The sequence below is a fragment of the Winkia sp. UMB3158 genome (genome assembly GCF_030217145.1).
GTDB classification, from domain to species: domain Bacteria; phylum Actinomycetota; class Actinomycetes; order Actinomycetales; family Actinomycetaceae; genus Winkia; species Winkia anitrata.
This window is the reverse complement of record NZ_JASONH010000006.1, coordinates 60,681-83,161: the sequence shown is the minus strand read 5'-3', so window position 1 is coordinate 83,161 and position 22,481 is coordinate 60,681. Positions and strand designations below refer to the sequence as shown.

The 22,481-nt window shown below is 59.5% G+C and carries 25 protein-coding genes and 1 tRNA gene; 18 read left to right on the top strand and 8 right to left on the bottom strand.

Annotation, left to right across the window (positions count from 1 at the left end; genetic code table 11):
- Positions 1-47 precede the first annotated feature (47 nt).
- The 3 genes from QP400_RS07955 to QP400_RS07945 all read left to right on the top strand — a co-directional run bounded on the left by QP400_RS07955 (position 48) and on the right by QP400_RS07945 (position 2,464).
- The gene (locus QP400_RS07955; RefSeq protein ID WP_004806868.1) at positions 48-800 is read left to right on the top strand and encodes an alpha/beta hydrolase; all 753 of its coding nucleotides are present in this window, start codon (positions 48-50) and stop codon (positions 798-800) included.
- 26 nt (positions 801-826) lie between these two features.
- A complete protein-coding gene (gene nrdF, locus QP400_RS07950) occupies positions 827-1,792 on the top strand; it encodes a class 1b ribonucleoside-diphosphate reductase subunit beta (protein WP_004806867.1) in 966 nt (321 codons plus the stop codon).
- Positions 1,793-1,984: 192 nt separating this feature from the next.
- Positions 1,985-2,464 (top strand): hypothetical protein, encoded by a 480-nt coding sequence (locus QP400_RS07945; RefSeq protein ID WP_004806865.1) that lies wholly within the window; start codon positions 1,985-1,987, stop codon positions 2,462-2,464.
- A 77-nt stretch (positions 2,465-2,541) separates the two neighbouring features.
- Here QP400_RS07945 and QP400_RS07940 read toward each other — a convergent pair whose 3' ends face one another.
- Positions 2,542-3,144 (bottom strand): low molecular weight protein-tyrosine-phosphatase, encoded by a 603-nt coding sequence (locus QP400_RS07940; protein WP_040315247.1) that lies wholly within the window; start codon positions 3,142-3,144, stop codon positions 2,542-2,544.
- Positions 3,145-3,237: 93 nt separating this feature from the next.
- A complete protein-coding gene (locus QP400_RS07935; RefSeq protein ID WP_004806861.1) occupies positions 3,238-3,888 on the bottom strand; it encodes a hypothetical protein in 651 nt (216 codons plus the stop codon).
- Positions 3,889-4,134: 246 nt separating this feature from the next.
- Between QP400_RS07935 and QP400_RS07930 the strand changes: the two genes are divergently transcribed.
- The 5 genes from QP400_RS07930 to tal all read left to right on the top strand — a co-directional run bounded on the left by QP400_RS07930 (position 4,135) and on the right by tal (position 9,148).
- Entirely contained in the window at positions 4,135-5,163 is a 1,029-nt protein-coding gene (locus QP400_RS07930; protein ID WP_004806859.1) for a methionine ABC transporter ATP-binding protein, read from the top strand.
- Positions 5,163-5,849: a methionine ABC transporter permease gene (locus tag QP400_RS07925; protein WP_004806857.1), complete on the top strand. Its 687-nt coding sequence runs from the start codon at positions 5,163-5,165 to the stop codon at positions 5,847-5,849. The genes QP400_RS07930 and QP400_RS07925 overlap by 1 nt, the downstream gene beginning before the upstream one ends.
- An 84-nt stretch (positions 5,850-5,933) precedes the next feature.
- The gene (locus QP400_RS07920) at positions 5,934-6,773 is read left to right on the top strand and encodes a MetQ/NlpA family ABC transporter substrate-binding protein (RefSeq protein ID WP_004806855.1); all 840 of its coding nucleotides are present in this window, start codon (positions 5,934-5,936) and stop codon (positions 6,771-6,773) included.
- Between the two features lie 176 nt (positions 6,774-6,949).
- On the top strand, positions 6,950-7,936 hold the full coding sequence (locus QP400_RS07915) for a patatin-like phospholipase family protein (RefSeq protein ID WP_004806853.1): 987 nt from the start codon (positions 6,950-6,952) through the stop codon (positions 7,934-7,936).
- A 105-nt stretch (positions 7,937-8,041) separates the two neighbouring features.
- Positions 8,042-9,148, top strand: a complete 1,107-nt coding sequence (gene tal, locus QP400_RS07910; protein ID WP_004806851.1) for a transaldolase — start codon at positions 8,042-8,044, stop codon at positions 9,146-9,148.
- Positions 9,149-9,174: 26 nt separating this feature from the next.
- Here the strand turns inward: tal and QP400_RS07905 are convergent, their stop codons facing one another.
- Complete coding sequence (locus tag QP400_RS07905; protein ID WP_004806849.1) at positions 9,175-9,642, bottom strand: nucleoside deaminase; 468 nt, start codon at positions 9,640-9,642, stop codon at positions 9,175-9,177.
- A gap of 61 nt (positions 9,643-9,703) precedes the next feature.
- Here QP400_RS07905 and upp point away from each other — a divergent pair, with 61 nt between their 5' ends.
- From upp to QP400_RS07870, 7 genes are all read left to right on the top strand, one after another.
- On the top strand, positions 9,704-10,342 hold the full coding sequence (gene upp, locus QP400_RS07900; RefSeq protein WP_040315125.1) for a uracil phosphoribosyltransferase: 639 nt from the start codon (positions 9,704-9,706) through the stop codon (positions 10,340-10,342).
- Between the two features lie 143 nt (positions 10,343-10,485).
- Positions 10,486-10,571: transfer RNA gene (locus QP400_RS07895), tRNA-Ser, on the top strand.
- A 308-nt stretch (positions 10,572-10,879) separates the two neighbouring features.
- Entirely contained in the window at positions 10,880-11,668 is a 789-nt protein-coding gene (locus QP400_RS07890; protein WP_004806846.1) for a glutamine amidotransferase-related protein, read from the top strand.
- A 393-nt stretch (positions 11,669-12,061) separates the two neighbouring features.
- Positions 12,062-13,264, top strand: a complete 1,203-nt coding sequence (locus QP400_RS07885) for a glutamate--cysteine ligase (protein WP_004806844.1) — start codon at positions 12,062-12,064, stop codon at positions 13,262-13,264.
- A complete protein-coding gene (gene mobA / locus QP400_RS07880; RefSeq protein WP_004806841.1) occupies positions 13,261-13,860 on the top strand; it encodes a molybdenum cofactor guanylyltransferase in 600 nt (199 codons plus the stop codon). The genes QP400_RS07885 and mobA overlap by 4 nt, the downstream gene beginning before the upstream one ends.
- Positions 13,861-13,903: 43 nt before the next feature.
- Complete coding sequence (moaA, locus tag QP400_RS07875; RefSeq protein ID WP_004806839.1) at positions 13,904-14,986, top strand: GTP 3',8-cyclase MoaA; 1,083 nt, start codon at positions 13,904-13,906, stop codon at positions 14,984-14,986.
- Positions 14,987-15,241: a ubiquitin family protein gene (locus tag QP400_RS07870; protein WP_004806838.1), complete on the top strand. Its 255-nt coding sequence runs from the start codon at positions 14,987-14,989 to the stop codon at positions 15,239-15,241.
- Between the two features lie 19 nt (positions 15,242-15,260).
- Here the strand turns inward: QP400_RS07870 and QP400_RS07865 are convergent, their stop codons facing one another.
- A complete protein-coding gene (locus QP400_RS07865) occupies positions 15,261-15,851 on the bottom strand; it encodes a GNAT family N-acetyltransferase (protein WP_004806836.1) in 591 nt (196 codons plus the stop codon).
- Positions 15,852-15,890: 39 nt separating this feature from the next.
- A complete protein-coding gene (locus QP400_RS07860) occupies positions 15,891-16,871 on the bottom strand; it encodes a molybdenum cofactor biosynthesis protein MoaE (protein WP_040315245.1) in 981 nt (326 codons plus the stop codon).
- Between the two features lie 80 nt (positions 16,872-16,951).
- On the opposite strand from QP400_RS07860, the gene QP400_RS07855 reads away from it, so the two are divergent.
- From QP400_RS07855 to moaC, 3 genes are read left to right on the top strand one after another with little or no spacing between them, the layout of a single operon-like run.
- Positions 16,952-17,737 (top strand): HesA/MoeB/ThiF family protein, encoded by a 786-nt coding sequence (locus QP400_RS07855; RefSeq protein WP_004806832.1) that lies wholly within the window; start codon positions 16,952-16,954, stop codon positions 17,735-17,737.
- 21 nt (positions 17,738-17,758) lie between these two features.
- Positions 17,759-19,006 (top strand): molybdopterin molybdotransferase MoeA, encoded by a 1,248-nt coding sequence (locus QP400_RS07850; protein WP_004806830.1) that lies wholly within the window; start codon positions 17,759-17,761, stop codon positions 19,004-19,006.
- Positions 19,003-19,482, top strand: coding sequence for a cyclic pyranopterin monophosphate synthase MoaC (gene moaC / locus QP400_RS07845; protein ID WP_004806828.1), 480 nt, complete (start codon positions 19,003-19,005; stop codon positions 19,480-19,482). The genes QP400_RS07850 and moaC overlap by 4 nt, the downstream gene beginning before the upstream one ends.
- 36 nt (positions 19,483-19,518) lie before the next feature.
- On the opposite strand, the gene QP400_RS07840 is transcribed toward moaC, so the two are convergent.
- The 3 genes from QP400_RS07840 to QP400_RS07830 are packed head-to-tail and all read right to left on the bottom strand — an operon-like array spanning position 19,519 to position 22,310.
- On the bottom strand, positions 19,519-21,036 hold the full coding sequence (locus tag QP400_RS07840; protein ID WP_004806826.1) for an ABC transporter permease: 1,518 nt from the start codon (positions 21,034-21,036) through the stop codon (positions 19,519-19,521).
- A 42-nt stretch (positions 21,037-21,078) separates the two neighbouring features.
- Complete coding sequence (modA, locus tag QP400_RS07835) at positions 21,079-21,900, bottom strand: molybdate ABC transporter substrate-binding protein (protein WP_004806824.1); 822 nt, start codon at positions 21,898-21,900, stop codon at positions 21,079-21,081.
- Positions 21,901-21,935: 35 nt separating this feature from the next.
- Entirely contained in the window at positions 21,936-22,310 is a 375-nt protein-coding gene (locus tag QP400_RS07830; RefSeq protein ID WP_004806822.1) for a TOBE domain-containing protein, read from the bottom strand.
- Between the last annotated feature and the right edge of the window lie 171 nt (positions 22,311-22,481).

Here is a 22,481-nt window from a genome sequence, read left to right as displayed (position 1 = left end):
GAAAGGAGTAGCTGCCACCACACAGGGTTGGCCGATATGGTTGTGCTATGGCACGCATAAGCATTGACGGGATCCGCTCGGCTACCCTCCAGATGGCCACTTCTATCACGGTGATAGCGCCAAACGAGCGCGACCTGGCCGAGGACGCACCCGCCCCCGGCAGAGTTGCCTACATGCTGCACGGCCTGAGCGGCGACCAGTCCATCTGGTCTACCTATGCGCCCGTGCAACGGTGGGCAGACAAATATAACGCACTGTTCGTGTTTGCCTCGGGCGAACGCTCATTTTGGACGAACGCGAAATATGGGTTGGCATGGGCGGACTGGGCCTTTACCGAAGTGCCCCAATACATAGAGGCGACGCTGGGGGCAGCTTCGCCCTCGCGCAGGATCGTGGCCGGCTTTTCTATGGGCGGGTATGGGGCCTTGAAAGCGGCCTTGGCTAAACCGGATTTCTACCGCGCGGCCATCAGCCTGTCTGGAACCACCGACATTACCGAGGATGCCTTCCACTCCCGCCACCCGGACCTATACCGGAACGTGTTCGGCCTCGACGACGCGCGCGGGTCTGTCCACGATTTGCTGGCGCAGCTGAAGAAGGCAGACCCGGCGGCGCTGCCAAAACTGTGGGCTTGCTGCGGCACCGAAGATAGGCTGCTAGATATGAATAGGCGTTTTGCCGCCCTCGCTAAAGAGCTTGGCGTGGCCTACGAATACACTGAAGGTAGTGGCGGACACGACTATGGCTACTGGAATCCGCAGATGGCAGCCGCGTTAGAATCAGTGGCACCTATCTGGTAGTGGAATGACGGCAGAAGAAGGGAAACATGTTCGGCAATAATCACGTAATCAAGGCGATCAACTGGAACAAGATCGAGGACGAAAAGGACGTCGAGGTGTGGGACCGCCTGACGGGTAACTTCTGGTTGCCTGAAAAGGTGCCGATTTCGAACGACATTCCTTCGTGGAAGACCTTGACTGACGACGAAAAGACCATGACCAACCGCGTCTTTACCGGCTTGACTCTGCTGGATACGTTGCAGGGCACCGTGGGGGCGGTCTCGCTGATCCCGGACGCGCGCACCCCGCACGAAGAGGCTGTCTACACCAACATTGCGTTCATGGAATCTGTGCACGCCAAGTCGTACTCTTCCATCTTCTCTACCCTGCTTTCCACCGAAGAGATCAACGAATCCTTCCGCTGGTCCGAAGAAAACGAGGCGTTGCAGCGCAAGGCGTTGATCGTCGAAAAGTACTACGAGGGCGATGACCCGGAAAAGCGTAAGGTCGCCTCCACCATGCTGGAGTCCTTCCTGTTCTACTCCGGCTTCTACGCGCCCATGTACTGGTCGGCACACGCTAAGCTGACCAACACGGCCGACCTGATCCGTCTGATCATCCGCGACGAGGCCGTACATGGCTACTACATTGGCTACAAGTACCAGGTGGCCGTCAATGAGGCATCGCCGCAGCGGCAGGCAGAACTAAAGGAATATACGTTTGACCTGCTGGACGAACTGTACGAGAACGAGGAACAGTACACCGAGGACCTATACGATCCGCTCGGACTGACCGAGGACGTAAAGAAGTTCCTGCGCTACAACGCCAACAAGGCCCTGATGAACCTGGGGTACGAGGCGCTGTTCCCCGCCGAAGCGGTAGACGTGAACCCGGCTATTTTGGCGGCACTGTCGCCAAACGCTGACGAAAACCACGACTTCTTCAGTGGCTCCGGCTCCTCCTACGTAATCGGTGACATTGTTGATACCGAGGACGGAGACTGGGACTTCTAACCTTTCCGGAGCGGCGTTGTCAGCCCCCAAGTTTTTCCTAGCCCCTGTAGGGCGATCGGCAAGTGCTTGGGGGCTTCCAACTTTTACCTGCCGGCCCAAAAGATTGTTGACTAGGCCGAATTCCCTTATAGATAATGGTTTCAAACAGGGCAAGGTTCAGTGAGGAACCGGAAAAACCAAGGAGGGGCGCCCGTGTTTACCGAAGGATTTTTTGGTCGGGGAAAAACCCTGACAAGTTTCGCCGAGCGGCTGGATCTGGTCGCGCTGGTAGCTATAGAACTACTTTATGTGGGCACGGTGATGTGGCCCGAAAATGCGGTGTCGTGGCTGTGTCGCCCCCTGGCGCTCCTGATCGCAGCCACCGAAGTGACCTATTTCTTGGGTGCCTACCTGTTTCAGAGCAACCCTTCCTGGGGCCCGGTGCTGTGGGGCTGTCAGGGAATGCGAGTCATGAACGCCGGCCTTGCCCTGGGGGGAGTATGGGTGATTGCGAACGAGGACTGCGCTCGCGGCATCTTTGAGGCGCTGCGCCTGTATGACACCAAGATCGTACTGCCAGCTCTGGCCGAGCTGACCCTGTTTGTGCTATGCCTGTGTACCCTGCTAACTGCCGGCCGCCCGGTGTGGCAGTTTCCCCTGCCAGATGCCGATTACAGGCGGGGCGGAGCGTAGCCGGAATATGGTAGCCCGGCATGCCTGCCACGGCGGCACCATAGGGGCAAGCGCGGTCTCGGCGTTAGCGGGCAGTTTTACTGGTTGGTCACCTTGCGCACGTAGGAAACGATGTGCGGGCATATCTCTTCGACCGTTTGCATAGTCTGATCGAAATCGGCAGCGGTGCCATACCACGGGTCGGGCACGTCTAATTCGCGGCGCCGTAGCCACTGTGCGTCCCCCTCCGGTTCAGCGTCGGCGAAGGGGTCGCCCTCGCCCCGTTCAGCTGGGGAAACCGCAAGGTTAGGGTCAAAGCTGCGGAACATTCGCAGGTCTACGCGGCCCGGCCCGGAAGCACCCGGGTAAGCCTCAAGCCCCGCCTCCCGCGCCAGCTGCTCAAGGCGGGCAAAGTGAGTGGACGTCATAGCCAGCACTAGATCCGAAGACGCAAACGTGTTCGCATCCAACTGGTGGGCCCGGTGCAACGGGGTTGGGTAGCCTGCCTGTCGCAGCGCTTTAGCTGCTCGCCGATCTATGGGGTTGCCGTGCTCCTCGTCGGAGATTCCCGAGGACGACACGATCACGCCCTGGGTGCCCGCGCTCCGCAGCTGGGTGTCGAGCACAATTTGTGCCATTACGGAACGGCAGATGTTGCCCGTGCAAACCATTTCAATCCGGTATGGCCCTGAGGTATTCATAACCTCATTGTTACCCGACATGCGAATATATGCATCCTGGCAGCTCGCGGAGACTATCCAGGCTAGGGGGGGGCGAGCACAGAAACCGGGTGCCTACCCCTCCTGTTGTGCGCCAGTTTCCGCCTCGCGCCCAGCCTGCTGGGCTTTAGCAAGATCGGCTTGCAAATCCTGGCTCGCCTGAGGGGAAGCCGCATCGATCTTGGCAAGTTCTTCGTAGGCGCGAGCCAGCAGTGGCTTGAGCGGTTCCCGATCCCCACCAGTAGGAATGGTCATAAGCCCAACGGCGGTTTCGGGCAGCATCAGCATCAGCGTGCCGAACTCTAGGGCGCTCATGGCGTCAACCATTTCCCGCCACTGGTCGGGTTTGCCCAAAAGAGAAAAGTAGATCGCGTCAAAGCTAGGCAGAGAGGCACGGGCGGCCTCGTCGCCCTGCTCAAACTTTGCTGCCAGATCGTCGTGGATGTGCGCCATCAGATCGGTCAGATCCTTCTCGGATACGCCTAACGCCTGCATTGCGTTAGAAACAATCATGGCTACCGCGATCGTTACACGTTGGGCGTCGGGAAGAAACACTTTCCCGTCCTCGACAAGGCTCAGGCTGTTTTGGCCCTGCAGACGCTCTTGCAATACGAGCAACGCTTTGCCCAGGTCAGTGCGGAGGTTAGCCATCTTAGGATCGCCTAGGTGAAGGGTGGAATTAGTATGGGCTGCCTCGCCGCCTTGAGGGGCATTATTAGAATTCATGATTCTACTTTGCCACATAAGGCACTTTAAACACACAAGTCTGACCTCTCTAAGGTAAATGGCGGCAGTTAAGGGTGCAGGTGAGTGGGCTCACTTACTAAATACCAAGATGAGTTTGCGTGAAGATAGTAAGGGCCTTAAGCTCAAAACGGACCATCAAGAGTAGCGCAGAGACCTGGCTCGTACGCTGCAGCAACCCGCCATCGTGGTGAGGGTGCTTCCGCCAGGACCGATGGAAGGATGTGGATGACGAATAACCCAACGGACGACTCGCCACTCATTAAACTCAGCGATGTTACTAAGCGGTATCCGCGCCGCAAAGAAGAGGACGTAATTGCCCTCGACAACATCAACCTTTCCGTTCCTAAAGGGGACATTCACGGCATCGTCGGACAGTCCGGTGCCGGTAAATCAACCCTGATCCGATGCCTGTGTGCGCTGGAAAAGCCGACGTCGGGATCAATTACCGTTGCTGGCAAAGACCTGTCGAAGCTGCGTTCATCGGCATTGCGGCAGGCGCGACTAAACATCGGCATGGTGTTCCAGAACGCAAACCTGCTGGATTCGCGTACGGCCGCTGGCAACATCGGCTACGCCCTATCGCTTGCCGGAGTAAAATCCGGCAAAAGGCATGAGCGCGTCCAGGAAATGCTGGATCTGGTTGGCCTTTCCGCTCGCGGATCCTCGTACCCCGCACAGCTGTCCGGCGGGCAACGGCAACGCGTCGGTATTGCCCGCGCCCTCGCTACCAACCCGCCCGTGCTGCTATGCGACGAGCCGACTTCCGCCCTCGATAGTGAATCCACCAGGCAGATTCTGCAGCTGATCTCGGACGTGCGCGACCGCCTGGGCGTGACCGTCCTGATCATCACCCACGAAATGGGTGTTGTCCGCGAAATCTGCGATTCGGTTACCATGCTGGAAAACGGCCAGGTAATTCAATCCGGACGTATCGAAGATGTCCTTGAAGACCCGCAGTCGCGACTGTCGCGCGAACTAGTGCCGCCGCCCTCGATAGAGGACGAGCCCGTGCTGAACGGGCAGTCTGCCGCAGTCGTCGACGTGGCATTTACCGCCCACCCGGGCGAACCTAAGGGATCGGCGGTCATGAGTGCCGCCGCCCGAATTGGAGCCGACATTGTTGCGGGCACTTTCGAAACCGTAGGGCAGACACAGGTAGGCCGATTAGCTCTAGCTGTGCCACCCAACCAAGTAAACGAAACCATTGCAGCCATGCGTAACGCAGGCACCAGCGCGGAAGTGAGGGACATCTAATGAACGCCTCCCTACTATCCGGCCTCACAGATATTCCCGTGATTCAGAGCGGTGAACTGTGGACGGCCACCTGGCAGACTTTGGCTATGACCGCAATCTCGTCGGTGCTCACCGTAATTGGCGGCGTCATCCTCGGCCTGGTGCTAGTTGGCACCGGCAAAGGGGGCCTGTTCCCGAACCGGGCAGTGAATCAAATCCTGGGTACAATCGTGAACATTGGCAGATCTTTCCCATTTGTCATCCTGGTGGTGGCAATCATCCCGTTCACCAGGATGGTGGCCGGGACCTCGATCGGATGGAAAGCCGCGATCGTGCCGCTAACCGTGGGCGCAATTCCCTTCTTTGCGCGTCTTGTTGAATCAAACCTGCTGGGGATTGAACCCGGGAAGATTGAAGCGGCAAAAATGATGGGAGCTTCCCGTCGGCAAATCATGTTCGACGTGCAGATCCGCGAAGCGCTGCCCGCCCTCATCCAATCAATTACCGTCACTGTCATCACCCTGATTGGCTACAGTGCCATCACCGGCATGCTGGGTGGGGACGGCCTAGGCTTCTTGGCTGTCTCCTACGGATATAACCGATTCGAAACCGACGTCATGATTCTGGCAGTGCTGGTAGTCATCGTCATAGTTGAAGTTATTCAGCTGATCGGTGACATGCTCAGCCGGCTAGTAGATCACCGCTAAGGCTCTACTAGTCGGGCCCTAGCGCCTTAGCTGACAACACTTAGACTTTCGGACTCTTTATATTCCCAAGAAAGAAGCAAAATCGTGAAAATTCGCAACATCCTAGCAGCAACCACCGCCCTCGTAACCGCCGTAGCACTGACCGGCTGCGGCTCCTCTAACAGCGGCCAGGAAGGCAAATCTGCTTCCGGCAAGTCTGACACAATTGTGGTGGCAGCCTCGCCCACCCCGCACGCCCAGATCCTAAAGTTCTTGAACAAGGAAGTCGCCCCCAAGCACGGCTACAAGATTGACATCAAGGAATTTAACGACTACGTCCAGCCGAACGAAGCGTTGAAAACCCACGAGGTGGATGCCAACTACTTCCAGACTATTCCTTTCCTGAACAACGAATCTAAGCAGCGCGGCTACAAGTTCGAGCCGGGCGAATCCGTTCACCTAGAGCCGGTGGGCATCTTCTCGAAGAAGGTCAAGAACGTAAACGACCTGAAGGAAGGCGACAAGGTAGGCATCATTCAGGACGTCACCAACCAGGACCGTGCTCTACGCCTGCTGGGCGCGCAGGGACTAATCAAGCTACCCAAGAAGCAGAACCTGGCAGTTGCCGACGTGAAGAATTCCAAGGAATTCAACCCGAAGGGGCTAGTATTCCAGGAAGTAGACGGCCCGCAGCTGGTTCGTTCCTTGGCAGACGTTGACATTGCCGTCATCAACGGCAACTACGCACAGGCTGGCGGTCTGAAGCAGTCCGAGGCTATTGCACTAGAATCCACCGAAAACAACCCGGCTACCAACCTGCTGGTGTGGCGTAAGGGAGAGAAGAGCGAACTAGTCAAGAAGCTAGAGAAGGACCTGCACTCCAAGGAGGTCAAGGACTTCATCGAAAAGACCTGGCCTGACAAGTCTGTCATCCCCGCTTTCTAAGCTGAGCTGACGCAGGCGCTAGTGCCGCGCAGCGGACCCCCACCGGTTTTGCCGGTGGGGGTTTTCCATTTCTTGAGGGCGGGGCGGCGCTCTGGTGTGTCGCAGTGGCGGAAGGGATCCATCCAACTTTTGTGCTGTCCAGAGTAGCTTTGCCTTTGGGCCGGTAGGGTAGGGGTATGCGCATCAGCTTGGTTTTAGGTTCGGGTGGAGCCCGCGGGTGGGCTCACATTGGCGTGATCGAAGAAGTCGAACGGCGCGGACACACGATCGTGTCGATCGCGGGGGCGTCGATGGGCGCGCTAGTGGGTGGCGTCTACGGGACGGGCAAGCTACCCGAAGTGGCGCAGTGGGCGGCATCTTTGACGCGCACGGACGTGGTGCGCCTAGTAGACCCGGCGCTGGGGTCGGCTGGCATTGTGCGCGGCCAGAAAGTACTCAAGAAGATCGAGGAGATCGCCGGGTCGGCACGCATCGAAGAGCTGTCTATTCCCTTCACGGCGGTGGCTACAGACTTATTGTCGCAGCGCGAAATTTGGTTCCAATCGGGGCCACTGTATCCGGCGATCCGTGCTTCCATTTCCATCCCCACAATCTTCACTCCCGTGCTGATGGGGGACAGACTGTTGGCAGACGGCGGCCTAGTAAATCCGGTGCCGGTTGAACCTACTCTGGCGCAGGTATCGGATGCGACCATTGCGGTAAACCTGTACGGCCACCCAGATGCGCACCCGCGGGACCGCCTCCGAAAAGCAATAGAGGCAGAAAGGCAGGGCTCCGCCCTCGCTAAATCCATTAACAAGGGCGTTACTGCGCTTACGGACAACGAACTGTTCCACAAGATCACGCGCTATTTTGAAGAGCCGCAAAAAGAAGAGTGCGGGCAGATTACTGAACCAGGCAATCCCGAGGCGGGCAACGATCCGCAAGAGAACTGGGGGCCGGAAAAGTTGCCCTCCGGCATATCTACCTGGCAGGTGGCGGACATGTCTATGACTACCATGCAAGAATTGGTGTACCGCTACCGGGCGGCCTCTAATCCGGTCAGCGCCACGATCGAGATTCCCATCGACAAGGTGGGAACTTTGGAGTTCTACCGGGCCCAAGAAATGATGGATTACGGCCGGGAATTGGCCGCGGGCGTGCTGGATGAGTTAGAAAGCTAAGAACTGCAGCCGGAAGTGTTCACGGCAGGTATAATTAACAGCGAAGCTGCGAAAAGTAACAGCAGCGCTGTGAATTGTAACTGGTGTTACGGCGAAGGAGCACTAATGAGCGGTAACCTTTTAGAACTTTCTTCAATTGGCGTCTCTATCTGGCTGGACGACCTGTCCAGAGGCAGACTGGAATCGGGCAATCTGCGCGAACTGATTGATTCGTCCTCGGTGGTTGGTGTGACCACAAATCCGGCCATTTTTAATGCTGCAATTGGAACGGGTAGTCAATACGCGGACCAGATCAAGGAATTGGCTTCCAAAGGCGCCGACGTGGGCGCTGCCATCGAAGCAATGACTACTGATGATGTGCGCGCTGCCTGCGATCTGTTTGCGCCCATCTACGAAGCCACGCACGGCCGCGATGGACGCGTGTCCATCGAAGTGGACCCCCGCCTAGCCGACAAGGCAGAAGAAACAGTAGCAGCTGCGAAAAACCTGTGGCAGGTAGTGGATCGGCCTAACGCGATGATCAAGATCCCCGCCACTGCCGCGGGACTGGAAGCAATTCCCGAGGTAATCGGGGCAGGCATCTCCGTCAACGTGACGCTGATCTTCTCGGTACCGCAGTACCGACAGGTAGTCGAAGCTTATTGGGCTGGGTTGGAAAAGGCGCGCGAGGCCGGCATCGACCTTTCCACTATTACGTCTGTGGCCTCCTTCTTTGTTTCGCGCGTAGACGCGCTGGTCGACTCGCTGTTGGACAAGAAGGGTGGCGAAGAGGCAGCTCAGCTGCGCTCCAAGGCCGGGGTTGCCAATGCGCGCCTAGCGTATGAGGCCTACCAGGAATCGCTACAGCAGGAACGGTGGACAGAACTGGCGAGGGATGGTGCCACCAAACAACGGCCACTGTGGGCTTCGACGGGCGTGAAGGATCCATCGCTGAAACCCACCTTGTACGTTGACGAACTGGCCGCCCCCGACACCGTCAACACGATGCCCGAAAAAACCATGAAAGCGGTGGCTGAATCGGCTGAATTGCACGGAGACGCGGTCAGCGCGAACATCGGCGAAGCCCATCAGGTATTCGCAGCGCTAGCAGAAGCGGGAATCGACTTTAGTGCCGTTTCCCGCCAGCTTTTAGACGAGGGCGTCAAGAAGTTTGAGGTCGCCTGGGAGGAACTACTCGCCAGCGTGAAGGAAGCACTCGCCGCTTCCAAGTAGCCTAAACCATTGCGGCAAAGCCCGCTCTAGCTGCGTAAATCGGAAAAGAAAGTGTGCAGCTGGGCGCGGGCTTCGCCCTCTAAAATCCCGCCAATCACTTCGGGGCGGTGATTCAAACGGGAATCGCGGGCCACATCGCGGATCGACCCGCACGCGCCAGCCTTCGGATCCCATGCGGCAAAGACAATGCGGTCCACGCGGGACAGGACGGCCGCCCCGGCGCACATAGTGCAAGGTTCCAGCGACACCACCAGTGTGCAGCCCTGCAGAGTGTGCCTGCTGAGGGCGGCCCCAGCAGCCCGCAGCGCCAGCACCTCGGCGTGTGCAGTCGGATCGAAATGGGGGGCGCGCTGGGCGTTGCGCGCCTCAGAAACTACCAGCCCATCGGCCGTGACGACTAGCGCGCCCACCGGCACCTCGCCAAAAGAGCCGCCGTCCTCGGCAAGTTCCAGAGTACGGCGCAGAAGTGGGGTCCAGCGGGAGTGGCAATTCATGGTTTTAAGGTACCAGGGCCTTGTCTACCCGTATCCAGGGGCAACGCGGTAGCCTAAAGGTATGGATTTGAAAGTGCTTGACCACCCCCTTGTAAACCATAAGATGACCGTCCTGCGTGACAAGAACACGCCCTCGTCCACGTTCCGCATGATCGTAGACGAACTAACAACTCTGCTAGCCTACGAGGCCACCCGCAACGTGCGCGTCGAGGACGTGCAGGTTGAAACCCCGGTCGCGCCGACTGGTGGAAAGAAGCTATCTGAACCCCGCCCCATCGTGATCCCAATCCTGCGTGCCGGCCTGGGCATGCTCGACGGTATGACTCGCCTACTGCCCACAGCCGAAGTTGGCTTCCTGGGCATGGTCCGTGACGACGAGACGCTAGCCGTGGAAACCTACGCGAACCGCCTGCCTGACGACCTGACTGATCGGCAGGTATTCCTGGTAGACCCGATGCTCGCAACCGGGCACACCCTGGTAGCCGCTGTGAACTACGTGCTGGAGCGCGGGGCTCGCGACGTCACCTGCACCTCGCTGGTGGCTGCCCCACAAGGAATCAAGGCCATGCAGGAAGCAATCGGCGACCGCGCCGACGTGCATGTGGTTGTTGCTGCCGAGGACGAAGGGCTCAACGAGCATAACTACATCGTCCCTGGTCTTGGCGATGCAGGCGACCGCCTGTACGGCATTGTCGACTAGTTAGTTACTTGGCGTGAAACTCGCGTTCGCGGTTAGGCAATATGCCGGCGCGGCGCGGGTGGGACGTCTCACTGTCAACCGATTTGAGGTCAACCCTTGCGGTTTTGTATAGTGAGTGTCTGGGCTTACTATTAGTGAGCTTTGGTGGAGTGTCCGAGCGGCCGAAGGTGCAGCACTCGAAATGCTGTGTGGTTAATAGCCACCGTGGGTTCAAATCCCACCTCCACCGCTATTTAAATAGCCTCTGACCTGGGAAAACAGGTTAGGGGCTTTACTATTGCGGTTGTCGACGCATAAGCAACGCATAAGCGTCCGCGCTCGCGGGGTGCGGGGTTCCCTCCCGGCCCCTACCACGCCCTGGCGGTGGGGTTCGACAATTTTTCGTCTCTACGAGCTTCCAAAACTTTTAGACGAGGCGCAAAAAGCAAAGGCACAAAAAGGCGACACCAGCCCGCCCTCGGGCTAATAATTTAGACACCTGCGAAGGAATATGGACACCGTTCGCGCCGGTAATACCAGCTCGACTAGGGTGGCGGTATGGCAGAGCACGTAAATGACACCCCGCGATCCTATTCGAAGCCATTCCTGCTTGCCGTTTGCCGCCCACCTGGGCTCATAGCGGAGGATGAGGTGGCTGTAATTAAAGAATGGGGCAATATGTCGGATACGGAGCTCCACCAAGTTTCCCTCCTGAACCCTTCTGAGCCTAATCCGGCCACAGAGCTGGAACTGACTAAGTATTCGGGAGTCATAATTACAGGCTCGCCGTTTGGCTACGCCCACCCTCAAGAAACGAAAAGCGCCCAGCACTTGCTGGTAGAAGAACGCGTGTCTGCTTTAGCTCGCCGCGTGGTAGCGGAGGATTTTCCCACTTTAGGTATCTGCTTCGGACTGCAGACGTTGGCAAGAGCCACCGGCGGAATGCTGGTGGGCGGTTTTGCTGAAGACCTGCAGGCGCCAGAAATCAGGCTTACAGATGCGGGGAAAGCCGATCCGCTAACAGGTAAATTGCCCGCCATATTCCGCTCCTACACAGGGCATTCGGATGCGGTCGGCCAGCTTCCGGCCACCGCCACCCTGCTGGCGTCCGGCTCGTTCTGTCACGTGCAGATGGTCCGGTGGGGTAAGAACGTGTACGGCACCCAATTCCACCCCGAAATTACCACTGCAGGAATGCATATACGCATCAATTCATACGGCGACACCTACTACCCGGCTGCTCAGAAATCCCAGGTCATAGCCCGTTGCAACGCAGCTGACGTCAAAGGAGCAAACCAGGTAATTACCGAATTTGCCAACCGCTTCCGCTGCCAACTCCCCGCCTAGTAGCCGCTGGGGGCGGCTGTAAGTGACTGGGGAGTTCGCCCTCGAAAAGGGAGAACCCGCGAGCCATGGTGTTATTTTTCAACCCTGGCGCTTTTCGCGAAACATGGTGTAGATCGCCAAGGTTCGACGAAAACACCAAGGCTCGTCAATTTTCACCAGAGGTCGGCGACAGCACCAAGATTCGACATGCCCGGCTAGCTTCCCAATTACCTCCCCCGAGGGCGGCACCTACAGCTACACGGCCGCGCTACCGCAACTGTGCAGGCAGGGCCAATGCGGCGTGGTTTCTACCTTTGGACACTCGGCGGCGCGGTCGTGGGATGCCAAGTACGATTTTGCTGTCACTTGTCTGGATCGCTGGCGGCGCTAGAGAAATTACGGGAGCATGTAACCATGGCTATTGACTTTGCTTGCTCGGAACGGTCGACGATTGGCTTGGAGTGGGAACTCCAGCTAATCGACAAAGACTCTGATGACCTGCGCCAATGTGCGGATACGGTGATTGCTGAGGCTGAGAAAGCGCACCCCGACACAACTTTGATATACGGCGAAATGCTGCGTAACACGGTCGAACTAGTCTCGCGTAAGAACACGACGGTTGCCGGGTGTGCAGCCGACATGGAAGAGGCTCTGGAACAGCTGGAGCCAGCCCTCTCGCGATTGCGCATTGAACTGGCCTCGGCGGGATCGCACCCCTTTGCCCAGCCCTCATACCAGCGTGTCAGCGATTCTGACCGCTACGGCGAACTGGTAAATCGCACCCAGTTCTGGGGCAGGCAGATGCTGCTGTTTGGCACGCACGTGCACGTGGGCATCGAGGATCGGGACAAGGTGATGCCGATCCAGAACTTCTTGGCCACCAAGCTGGGCCACATTCAGGCCATTTCCGCCTCCTCCCCATTCTGGGCGGGGACCAACACGGGGTATGCGGACAACCGCGCGATGGTGTTCCAGCAGCTTCCCACTGCGGGCGCACCCCGCCAGTTCGATTCCTGGGAGGGGCTAGAAAAGTATACGGCGGACATGCTGAAGACCGGCGTGATTGATTCTTTCAACGAGATTCGGTGGGATATTCGCCCTTCGCCAAAGCTGGGAACGATCGAAGTGCGCGTGTGCGATGCTGCCTCCAACTTGGCCGAATTGCGTGCCTTTGCGGCGCTGATCCATTCGCTGGTGGAAACGGCTTCGCGGGAGCTGGATGCGGGACGTGCGCTGGCCAGGGTGCCTGACTGGTTCTTGGCTGAGAACAAGTGGCGGGCCGCCCGCTACGGTATGGATGCGATTCTTATCGAAAATGCCGAGGGCGACGAAGCGCTGATCACCGATACTCTTCCTGATCTGCTCGATTGGCTTGAGCCTGCCGCCACTGACCTAGGTTGCCTAGACGATTTGGGATTTATTCACGAGATAGTCTCCACAGGGGCTGGCTACCAGCGGCAGTTGCAGGTTGCGAATACTACCGGCAATTTGGAGGCCGTAGTTGCCTACCTCCGGGCTGAACTAAAGGCGGGGGCGCCGATCCGCCCTCACGAATTCGAACCACAGCTGGAGGGCGTACACGTGCCGGCCGAAGGGAACCGGGGTTGGAATCGGTGACCATTGAAGGCGTCGTTATCCTGGCGGGGGGCACGGCCCGCAGGCTGGGTGGTATTTCGAAGCCGGACTTGGAGGTGGCGTGCAGGCGCTTGCTGGACTGGCAGCTCGATCAGGTGTCCAGGGTGGCGCCCGAGGCCACCGTGGTAGTGGTGGCCCCGCCGCAGGTGCAGGTGCCAGCTGCGGTGGTGCGCGTTCTGGAAGACCCGCCTTTTGGCGGCCCGGTCGCCGGTTTCGCTGCTGGACTGGCAGCGCTAAGAAGGGCCGGGGTTACCGACGGTCTGATCGGCCTGGCCACCTGCGATGCGCCCCTCGCCCCAGCGAACTACCTGGGCCTGGTTGCCGCCCTCGAACCGGGGCTGGACGGGGCCGCCCCCACCACCGCCGCTGAGGATGGTACGTTCCCCCAGTACGCCCTTGGCGTATATCGGGCCGGCGCGCTGGGCAAAATCTTGCCTGAAAACGCCCGAAACGTGTCGGTCAAACGCACCTTTTCCCCTGCAAAACTGGCGTTTGTGCCGGATGTGAACCGCAACTGCACGGATGTAGATACGTGGGCGGATGTCAAAACGTTAGAAGGGTTACTAAAACTGCACTGAATAACTAGGCTAGTTAGACTAAAGCCCTGGATAGGGAGGTTTTTTGTCAACACTCGTCGAGTTGCCACTAGTGCAAACCAAGCTTGATCCGCGCGATCGCCCAGACGTGGCCGAATTGGTGGATAAGCATGGCCGAGTAGCTCGAGACATGCGCATCTCAGTGACGGATCGCTGCAATCTGCGCTGCCAATACTGCATGCCCGAAGAGGGCGTGGCCTTCCGTCCTACCGAGCAGATTCTGACCGATGCGGAAATAGTACGCCTGATGCGCATCGGAGTTGACTTGTGCGGCATTGAAGAGATCCGTTTTACAGGCGGGGAACCGCTCATGCGTCGCAGCCTGGAAAAGTTGGTGGAAGCGGCGGCCAACTTGCGCACTTGGCGGGGAAAGAAACTAGATATTTCCCTGACCACCAACGGGCTGGGGCTGAAGCATCGCGCCCAAGGCTTGGCGGATGCCGGCTTGGATCGGGTGAATATTTCGATGGACTCGGCTACCCGCGCCGGGTATTTGAAGTTGACGCGGCGGGACCGGTTCAAGGATGCTGCCGAGGGCGCCGTAGCTGCGGTTCGGGCCGGATTGAGGCCGGTAAAACTGAACGCGCTGCTGATGCCCGGCGTGAACGAATCCGAGGCGCCGGAACTCGTTCGCTACGCGCTGCGGGGCGGTTACGAGCTGCGCTTTATCGAATTCATGCCACTGGGCCCACGTGGGTCTTGGAAGCGCGAACAGATGGTTACGCGCGACGATATTTTGGATCTTCTGCGCCCTCACTTCGACCTATGCCACCGTCCGGAGCGCGAACGGGGCGCGTCCCCTGCCGAAGAGTGGGATGTGATGCCTGGCGCGGATCATCCGGGTGGTCGCATCGGCATTATTGGATCTGTGACGCGGCCTTTCTGTGGGGACTGCGACCGCACCCGGCTTACCGCGGATGGGCAGATCCGCTCGTGCCTGTTTGCGCGTTCAGAAACAGATTTGCGGAAGATGCTGCGCGGGGGCGCCACAGATCAGGAAATCGCCGCCGTGTGGCAGGCTGCGATGTGGGAGAAGCAGCCGGGGCACGGTATAAATGACCCTAGTTTCTTGAGCCCTTCGCGGCCCATGAGCGCGATTGGAGGATAAATGCCTACAGCAAACGTGACCTATTTTGCGGGAGTGGCAGACGCCGCCGGGACTCGCCAAGAGAGTGTGCAGTTGCCTGAAACGGTTGATGCCGCTTCCCTCAGAGAGCTCCTGAAGGTGGGAAAATCTGAACGCTTCGCCCAGGTGGTAGATGTGTGCGCCCTGATTGTGGGCGGGCAGGCGCTGGGCGCTGACCCGGTGCGCCTAGATGGCGAGATCTCGGTAGAGGTGCTGCCGCCCTTCGCCGGGGGGTAAAGACCCCGCGCCGCGGCGCTTACTTGCGCCCGCCGCGCTGACCGGGCCGAATAAGAATGTAGCGGAAGTACATTCCGCGGAGCCGCCCAAAGGGTTCCTTCACACGGTCGACGATGCGGAAGCCGACGCCCTCGTATAGGGGAAGAACCTTTTCGTTGCCTTCCATCACGTCCAAAATGTAGGTGCGGGCAGGCGCCACTTCAAGTGCCTTGCGGAGCATTCCCGTTGCCACGCCCTTGCCACGCGCGGCGGGAATGGTGCCAACGCAGCTGATAAACGCCTCTTTCGTGCCAACTTTCACAGGAGGGCGTACCTCGCGTTCCAGCACGCGCCCGCCGATGTGCCCATAGATGGGGCCGAGAACCTTAGCCAGCTGCGAGTAATCTACGTTGAAGGGATTGCGCCCGGCGAAAGCAATTGCCACTACGCCTACCACTTGGCCGTCCTCGATAGCAATCACGAAGCGGTCGGGCACTACCGCGTGGGATAGTCCCTCGATCAGTTTGTTCTTGTCTGAGCTCAGGGCTTTGAATTGGTCGTAGAACGCAGTGGATACTGCTGCCACAATGCCGGCGCGGTCGGCGTCGGTGCCAAGTCTGTATTCGATCATGACTTCAACACTAAGCCGGCCGAGGGCACCCTTCCACCGCTAGGCGCTGCCCGTCCAAGCGTGCGAACCGTCAGTAAATTGCTGTTTCTTCCACACTGGCAGTTCCGCTTTCACCTGTTCTACGGCCTTTTCTAGCAGCTCAAAAGCTTCGCGGCGGTGTGCGGCGGAGGCAGCAGCTGCGAAGGCGACGTCGCCGACCTCGAGGTGACCGTAGCGGTGTGCGATGGCCAACTTTGCTGCCCCGGAGCCTTTGGCACAGGCCTTTGCGATCCGTTCAACAACTTTGCCAGCGTCCGGGTGGGCTTCGTAGTCGATAGACACTACGCCCTGCCCGTCGTCGTGGTTGCGCACGCGCCCATCGAAGAGGGCGACAGCCCCCGCCTGCGGGTCGCGTACGGCTTCCTGGAGTGCAGCCACGTCAATGGGCTGGTCAGTAACGCCTGCCCACACCACCTGGGCGTCAGACCCGTCGCTGTAACCCCGGTTTTGCACGGCATGGGTGGCCCGCTGATGCGGGGTAAGCCCAATCTTTTCTGCCGGGGCGGTGTGGTCGGCGTCTGCTAGCTGCTCCGTGATGTGCGAGATGAGGGGGCCTACCGCTGCCACAGCGTCCTTCACACCGCCGGTGGAGCCGGGTGCGTTCACGACGAATGCGCGCGTCCCATCTAGGTCTATGACTCCTGCGACTCCCCGCGAGAGTGCGGCGGCTGGCACCTTAGGGTTGTCTCGGAGAGCCGCCTCGATGCCGCCTGCGCGTTTGCTGAGTAGGGGCGCGGTGGCCTCGGGGGTGACGTCCCGGGTAGAGAACCCGGTACCCCCGGTGGTGAAGATGATGTCGGCTCCGCCCGCAACGGCCGCCTTGATGGCGTCCTGAATGGCAGTGACCTGGTCGGGGACGATAGTAGGGGCCTCTACCTGGCCGTAGTCGGCCAGCAGCTGACATGCCAGCGGCCCGGACTTATCGGGGCGGGTCCCGGCTGCAGACCTGTCAGAAACGGTGATGACAGAAATTTTTGGCATGCATACATGGTAGTTGCTATCAGCGAATACGTCGTAGCGCATGTGGAAAGTGTGTCCGCACGCTTATAGGCTTGAGCACGATGAGCATTACACCTGTAGCCCAGATGGGTCCCGAACTTACTGAAATTCAGCGTGACCGTTACGCCCGCCCCATGCTGTTGGAAGGCATGGGGGAGGCGGGGCAACGCCGCCTCCTTAACTCTAAAGTGTTGGTGGTGGGGGCCGGTGGGCTTGGTTCGCCGGCGCTGCTCTACCTTGCGGGCGCGGGAGTGGGCCATCTGGGCGTGCTGGATTCGGATCGGTTGGACACCTCGAATTTGCACCGCCAGGTCATCCACTCCACGGCCGCCTTGGGGAAGGAAAAGGTGGAGTCTGCGGCGGAGCGCATCCGCGGGCTGAACCCGGACGTGCAGGTTATTACCTACACGACCCGGTTGGATGAGGCGAATATCGACGACATCTTCGCCGCCTGGGACGTGATTGTTGACGCAACTGACAACTTTGCGACGCGCTACTTGATAGACCAGGCGGCAACGCGAGCGGGTAAACCCGAAGTATGGGGGTCGGTGCTGGGTGCGGCCGGCCAGGTTTCTACCTTCTGGTCGGGCCAGCAAGCAGAAGCGGCCGGGGCGCCCGTGCAGGCTCGACTGCGGGATTTGCATCCGGCTGCCCCGCCCGAGGGCGTAATCCCAGTGGGGGCTGCCTCCCCGGTGATTGGCCCGCTGACGGGCATGATCGGGTCGCTCATGGCCGGCGAGGTGACAAAGCTGGTTGCTGGCTACGGGGAGTTACTGCTGGGGCGCGTGGCCTACATTGACACCGCTTCTGGCCAGATGCGCGATATTCAGTTCAAAAGTGCCAAGTGAGTGGCAGCGAAGGAACAGACAATGAAAGATGTAGCTGAACATTATCGGGACGTATTGCGACTGGGGCAGGCCCTGCCAGCAGAAACGCTGCCAGTGGGCGAGGCATTGGGCCGAATCCTAGCTGAAGACGTCACCGCCCGTCTTAGCGTCCCACCCTTTACTAACTCGGCCATGGATGGTTTCGCCGTGCGGGCCCAGGAAACAGCTGCCGGAGTGGGTCTCCCGGTAGCTGCAGATATCCCCGCCGGTCGTACGGACGCCCTCACCTTGGAAAAGGGAACGGCCATGCGCATCATGACCGGGGCCCCGCTGCCGCAGGGGGCAGATGCCGTGATCCAGGTGGAACTTACTGAGGGCGGCCCCGCCAACATGGCACCTGCCGCGCCCGCGACAGTTACGTTTACCGATGCGGTTGCAAAGGGCGCCAATGTTCGCCGCGCTGGCGAAGACATTGCGGCCGGCCAGCTGCTATTTACTGCTGGCACAAGGCTGAGTGCAGCCCACCTTTCCGCCCTCGTGTCCGTCGGCTGCGGGCAGGTAGCAGTGTCGCCACAGCTGCGCGTAGGAGTAGTGACCACGGGCGAGGAACTGCGTGGCGCTGGCGAAGACCTAAAACCGGGGCAGATCCCGGATTCAAACTCGGTGCTGGTGTCCGGGCTAGCCCGTGAAGCCGGCGCATCCCCAATCCTACGAACCTTCCACGCCGACACCGTGGACGGCTTCCTGAAGGACATCGACGCCGCTGCCGGGCAGGTCGACATGCTGGTGACCACCGGGGGAGTCTCGGCGGGAGCATTCGACGTGGTAAAAGCCGCTCTGCGCGAACGGGGAGTCACCTTCACCCGCGTTGCCATGCAGCCGGGCAAACCCCAGGGCTTCGGGAAAGTGGGGCAGGTTCCCATCCTGTGCCTGCCCGGCAACCCCGTGTCCGTACTGGTGTCCTGGTACCTGTTCGCCCTCCCCCTATTGGGGGTCCTAGCAGGTGTTGACCAGCCGGCCTTCGAAGATCGCTTCGTACGCGCCCAGGTGGGAACCGGCTGGAAACGCAAAACCGGCCGCGTCCAGTTCCTGCCAGCTACTGCCCGCGAGGGCGAAGACGGCGGCACTTCGGCACAAGTCCATGTGCACCCGGCCAGCCACGGCGGCTCCAAATCCCACTTTGTAGCATCCCTAGCGGCAGCTACGGGACTAGTGCGAATCCCCGCTGACCAGGCCGAAGTGAAGCCCGGCGAAGAAGTACCCGTCATGTGGTTCGGGAGGGCCCGATGAAATTTACTCACCTTACCCAATCCGGCGACGCCTACATGGTAGACGTGACCGCCAAAACCCCCACCGTGCGCGAGGCGACCGCAATCGGGAAGGTCGAATGTTCGCCCACTGTCATGCAGGCATTGCGCGACGGCACGGTACCCAAAGGTGACGTGCTGGCCGTAGCTCGCATCGCCGGGATCGCGGCAGCCAAACGGGTACCGCAGCTGCTCCCGCTCGCCCACACGATAGGGGTTCACGGCGCGCAAGTGGATCTGCAACTGCAAGAAGACCACGTGGCCATCACTGCCATCGTGCGTACCGCCGACCGCACCGGCGTAGAAATGGAAGCGCTTACCGCCGTGTCCGTGGCCGCCCTCGCCATTGTCGACATGGTCAAGGGCGTGGATCGCTCCGCCCAGATCACCGACTGCAAGATCATCCACAAGGCAGGCGGGCGTTCCGGCGACTGGCACCGGGCCGGATACGAAAAGTAGAGGCGGAAGGGGCTGCCTCTATCCGCCTGCGGCTATCTACGGCCTGGTTTCGGCACCATCTACCCGGCCATGCCGGATCAGCACATCGAAGCTGGAAAGCCGCTTCGCATCCTCGACATCGTGGGTCACTAGCACCGCCGTAAACGGGGAAGCCGCCAGCCGTCGCGCGAGCTCGTTGCGCACCGCCTGCGCCGACGGCTCATCAAGGCCCGCCATCGGCTCATCCAACAACACCACATCGGGGTCTAACGCCATCGCCCGCGCAATAGCAGTGCGCTGCGCCTGCCCTCCAGACAGCTGTGTCGAACGTCGATCTGCCAGCGCTAACATGCCCACCGCGCGCAATTCGGCGGTGGCGCGCTCGCAGGCCTTCTTGGCACTCACTCCGCGTGCCCGCAACCCAAATTCGACGTTTCGCCGCACGCTCATGTGTGGGAATAGCAGCGACTTCTGCTGCAGCAGCACAATGCGCGGGTTAGGCGGGGTAAAACTGACCGCGCCCGCAGAGGGGGTGAGAGTCCCGGATATGAGCGACAACAGCGTGGATTTGCCCGACCCGTTCGGGCCCATGACTGCGGTCAGCACGCCGCCAGGCAGGTTCACTTTTAGGTGCACGCCGCGGTCTTGTACCTGCGCGTCTACATGTATTTTGGGGCAGGACGAGGGCGAAGCAGAAACGGGCAGTTCGCCCTCAGTAGTCGCTTCCGCCTCGACCGGATGTTTCTTAGAGCTGCGCCTTTGCAGTTCCTGCATTTCAGCCTCGGTCCGGCCGCCGGGTAGGTGGGCTGCTAGGGCATTAGCTCCGAACAAGATCGCTAGCGCGAATGCTAGCAGGACTACGGAGAGGGCCAGGGCCTCGTCGGTAGAGGACTGTCGCTGTAAGTAGATAGCTAGCGGCATTGTCTGCGTGGTACCCTGCAACGAGCCCGCGAAAGTGATAGTGGCGCCAAACTCTCCCAACGCCCTCGAAAAGGACATGGCTGCCGCCGAAAGGACGGAGGGAAACATGACTGGCAAGGTGACCAGGAAAAACGTACGGGTGCGTGAGGCCCCCAAAGAGCGGGCAGCCTGGTCGTATTCGGAACTGCGCGTCCGGATCGCACCTTCAAGTGAGGAAACTAAGAAAGGCATGGCCACAAACGTCTGGGCCATGATGACCGCCAGGGTGGTAAAGCCAATTTCGATTCCCATAACGGACAGGTGCTCGCCAAGTAGCCCGCGCCGGCCCCAAGTTAGCAGTAGGGCCAGGCCCGCCACAACCGGTGGCAGCATCATGGGCAGAGTCACCACCGTGCGCAGCAGGCGCGCCCACCAGCGGTCAGGCAGGTTCGCAAGTACGAAGGCGAGCGGCACCCCTAACAGGACACAGATCGCAAGGGTGGTTCCGCATGTGCGCAACGACAACCACAGGGCGTCCTGGGAGACTGCGGTAGAGACGAGCTGGCCAAAACGCGCCCATGGCGTCTGCACGAAGATTGTTACCAGAGGGAATGCAAGGAAGAGGGCGGCGATCCCGCCGGGCACCGTCAACCAGGGAGCATACTTTAGTTTCATAAATACACCGGTGGCCCGCCGAAGCGGGCCACTGAAGGATTTTTACTTGTTGGTCGGAGCAGTGAAGCCGTACTTCTTCAAGATCTTCTGCCCGGCGTCGGAAAGGATGTAATCGACAAAGGCCTTGCCGCCATCCTTGTTCTTAGCGGACTTGGTCAGTGCCACGCGGTAGTCGTTGACGACCATGTCGGCGTGAGGCATGTCCATGGCCTCGACCTTGTCGGAGGCCATTGCGTCCGTCCTGTAGACGATGCCGGCGTCGGCCTCTCCAGTTTCAACCTTGGCCAGGGTGTCGCCCACGTTCTGTTCTTCGGAAACCGGCGTGAACTTTACGCCCGCCATATCGGCAACTTCCTTAGTGGCGTTGCCGCAGGGCACGCCAACAGCGCAGATTACCAGCTTCTTATCCTTCAGAGCGTTGGTGCTGAATTCCTTCACCCCGGCGGGGTTGCCCTTCGGGACGACCATGACCAGAGTGTTGGTCGCGTAAGACTTGTTGGCCTCGACGTCACCGTTCTTGTCTGCCTTGTCCATGTTCTTCTGATCAGCGGTGAACAGAGCATCAGCCGGCGAACCCTGGTGGATCTGGTCGACTAGGTTCTGGGATCCGTCGAAGCTGAAGGTCACCTTGGTGCCCTTGTTCTGCTTCTCGAATTCCTTACCTAGTTCGGTGAAGGCATTGGTCAGGGACTTAGCCGCGAAAATGGTGACCTGCCCGTAGTTCTTGCCCTGGTCGGACTGGGCAGACTGGGAGGTTTCCGACTTGGCATCGTCGGCCTTCTGGTTGTCGGTAGAAGAACAGCCAGATAGGGCCATGGCTGCGGCTGCCACTAGGGCAAGACCGGTACCAAACTTGCGGAGCATATGTAACTGCCTTTCGTCGCGGCCAAGCCGCGTGCTTATTTAACGATGGAAACGTTCGTAGCCTTGATTTGCGCCTTTGCAATGACGCCTGGCTTTAGCTCCAGGTCGTTTACGGCCTCGGTAGAGATCAGCGATACGACCCGGTAGGGGCCGCACTGCATTACGACTTGGCTCATGACCTTGTCCGAGACTACTTCTAGGACTAGGCCTTCCAGTAGGTTGCGGCTAGATACGTGATGACTCGGTTCGTGAGTGTTCGCATTCTTTAGGTATTCGGCCAGAGATTCCCCTTTGACCTGCAACGGCGAAGAATCCTTTTCAGCCTGAATTCGGCCGTCGTCAAGCCAGCGGCGAACAGTGTCGTCAGAGACACCGAGCAGACGCGAAACTTCAGAAATACGGTAATTCATCAATACCACCTTATCTAGTATTTGCGGATTAGGACAAACATTTACGCCGCAAATGCGGAAGCGTATGTTGGGTAGGTGAGCTGCGTAAATGCAGTCTCTGTTGCCACCATAGCCGAGGGCGGGCGGGAGCGTTGGTGGGGAAAAGATGGGGTAAGCACAAACTTTCGCGGG

What these genes read in the sequence shown, in the direction of transcription:
- QP400_RS07955 (WP_004806868.1), top strand. Translation starts at nt 48, where the DNA reads ATGGCACGCATAAGCATTGACGGGATCCGCTCGGCTACCCTCCAGATG.
- nrdF (WP_004806867.1), top strand. Translation starts at nt 827, where the DNA reads ATGTTCGGCAATAATCACGTAATCAAGGCGATCAACTGGAACAAGATC.
- QP400_RS07940 (WP_040315247.1), bottom strand. Translation starts at nt 3,144, where the DNA reads ATGAATACCTCAGGGCCATACCGGATTGAAATGGTTTGCACGGGCAAC.
- QP400_RS07935 (WP_004806861.1), bottom strand. Translation starts at nt 3,888, where the DNA reads ATGAATTCTAATAATGCCCCTCAAGGCGGCGAGGCAGCCCATACTAAT.
- QP400_RS07930 (WP_004806859.1), top strand. Translation starts at nt 4,135, where the DNA reads ATGACGAATAACCCAACGGACGACTCGCCACTCATTAAACTCAGCGAT.
- QP400_RS07925 (WP_004806857.1), top strand. Translation starts at nt 5,163, where the DNA reads ATGAACGCCTCCCTACTATCCGGCCTCACAGATATTCCCGTGATTCAG.
- QP400_RS07915 (WP_004806853.1), top strand. Translation starts at nt 6,950, where the DNA reads ATGCGCATCAGCTTGGTTTTAGGTTCGGGTGGAGCCCGCGGGTGGGCT.
- tal (WP_004806851.1), top strand. Translation starts at nt 8,042, where the DNA reads ATGAGCGGTAACCTTTTAGAACTTTCTTCAATTGGCGTCTCTATCTGG.
- QP400_RS07905 (WP_004806849.1), bottom strand. Translation starts at nt 9,642, where the DNA reads ATGAATTGCCACTCCCGCTGGACCCCACTTCTGCGCCGTACTCTGGAA.
- upp (WP_040315125.1), top strand. Translation starts at nt 9,704, where the DNA reads ATGGATTTGAAAGTGCTTGACCACCCCCTTGTAAACCATAAGATGACC.
- QP400_RS07890 (WP_004806846.1), top strand. Translation starts at nt 10,880, where the DNA reads ATGGCAGAGCACGTAAATGACACCCCGCGATCCTATTCGAAGCCATTC.
- QP400_RS07885 (WP_004806844.1), top strand. Translation starts at nt 12,062, where the DNA reads ATGGCTATTGACTTTGCTTGCTCGGAACGGTCGACGATTGGCTTGGAG.
- QP400_RS07870 (WP_004806838.1), top strand. Translation starts at nt 14,987, where the DNA reads ATGCCTACAGCAAACGTGACCTATTTTGCGGGAGTGGCAGACGCCGCC.
- QP400_RS07865 (WP_004806836.1), bottom strand. Translation starts at nt 15,851, where the DNA reads ATGATCGAATACAGACTTGGCACCGACGCCGACCGCGCCGGCATTGTG.
- QP400_RS07860 (WP_040315245.1), bottom strand. Translation starts at nt 16,871, where the DNA reads ATGCCAAAAATTTCTGTCATCACCGTTTCTGACAGGTCTGCAGCCGGG.
- QP400_RS07855 (WP_004806832.1), top strand. Translation starts at nt 16,952, where the DNA reads ATGAGCATTACACCTGTAGCCCAGATGGGTCCCGAACTTACTGAAATT.
- QP400_RS07850 (WP_004806830.1), top strand. Translation starts at nt 17,759, where the DNA reads ATGAAAGATGTAGCTGAACATTATCGGGACGTATTGCGACTGGGGCAG.
- moaC (WP_004806828.1), top strand. Translation starts at nt 19,003, where the DNA reads ATGAAATTTACTCACCTTACCCAATCCGGCGACGCCTACATGGTAGAC.
- QP400_RS07840 (WP_004806826.1), bottom strand. Translation starts at nt 21,036, where the DNA reads ATGAAACTAAAGTATGCTCCCTGGTTGACGGTGCCCGGCGGGATCGCC.
- modA (WP_004806824.1), bottom strand. Translation starts at nt 21,900, where the DNA reads ATGCTCCGCAAGTTTGGTACCGGTCTTGCCCTAGTGGCAGCCGCAGCC.
- QP400_RS07830 (WP_004806822.1), bottom strand. Translation starts at nt 22,310, where the DNA reads ATGAATTACCGTATTTCTGAAGTTTCGCGTCTGCTCGGTGTCTCTGAC.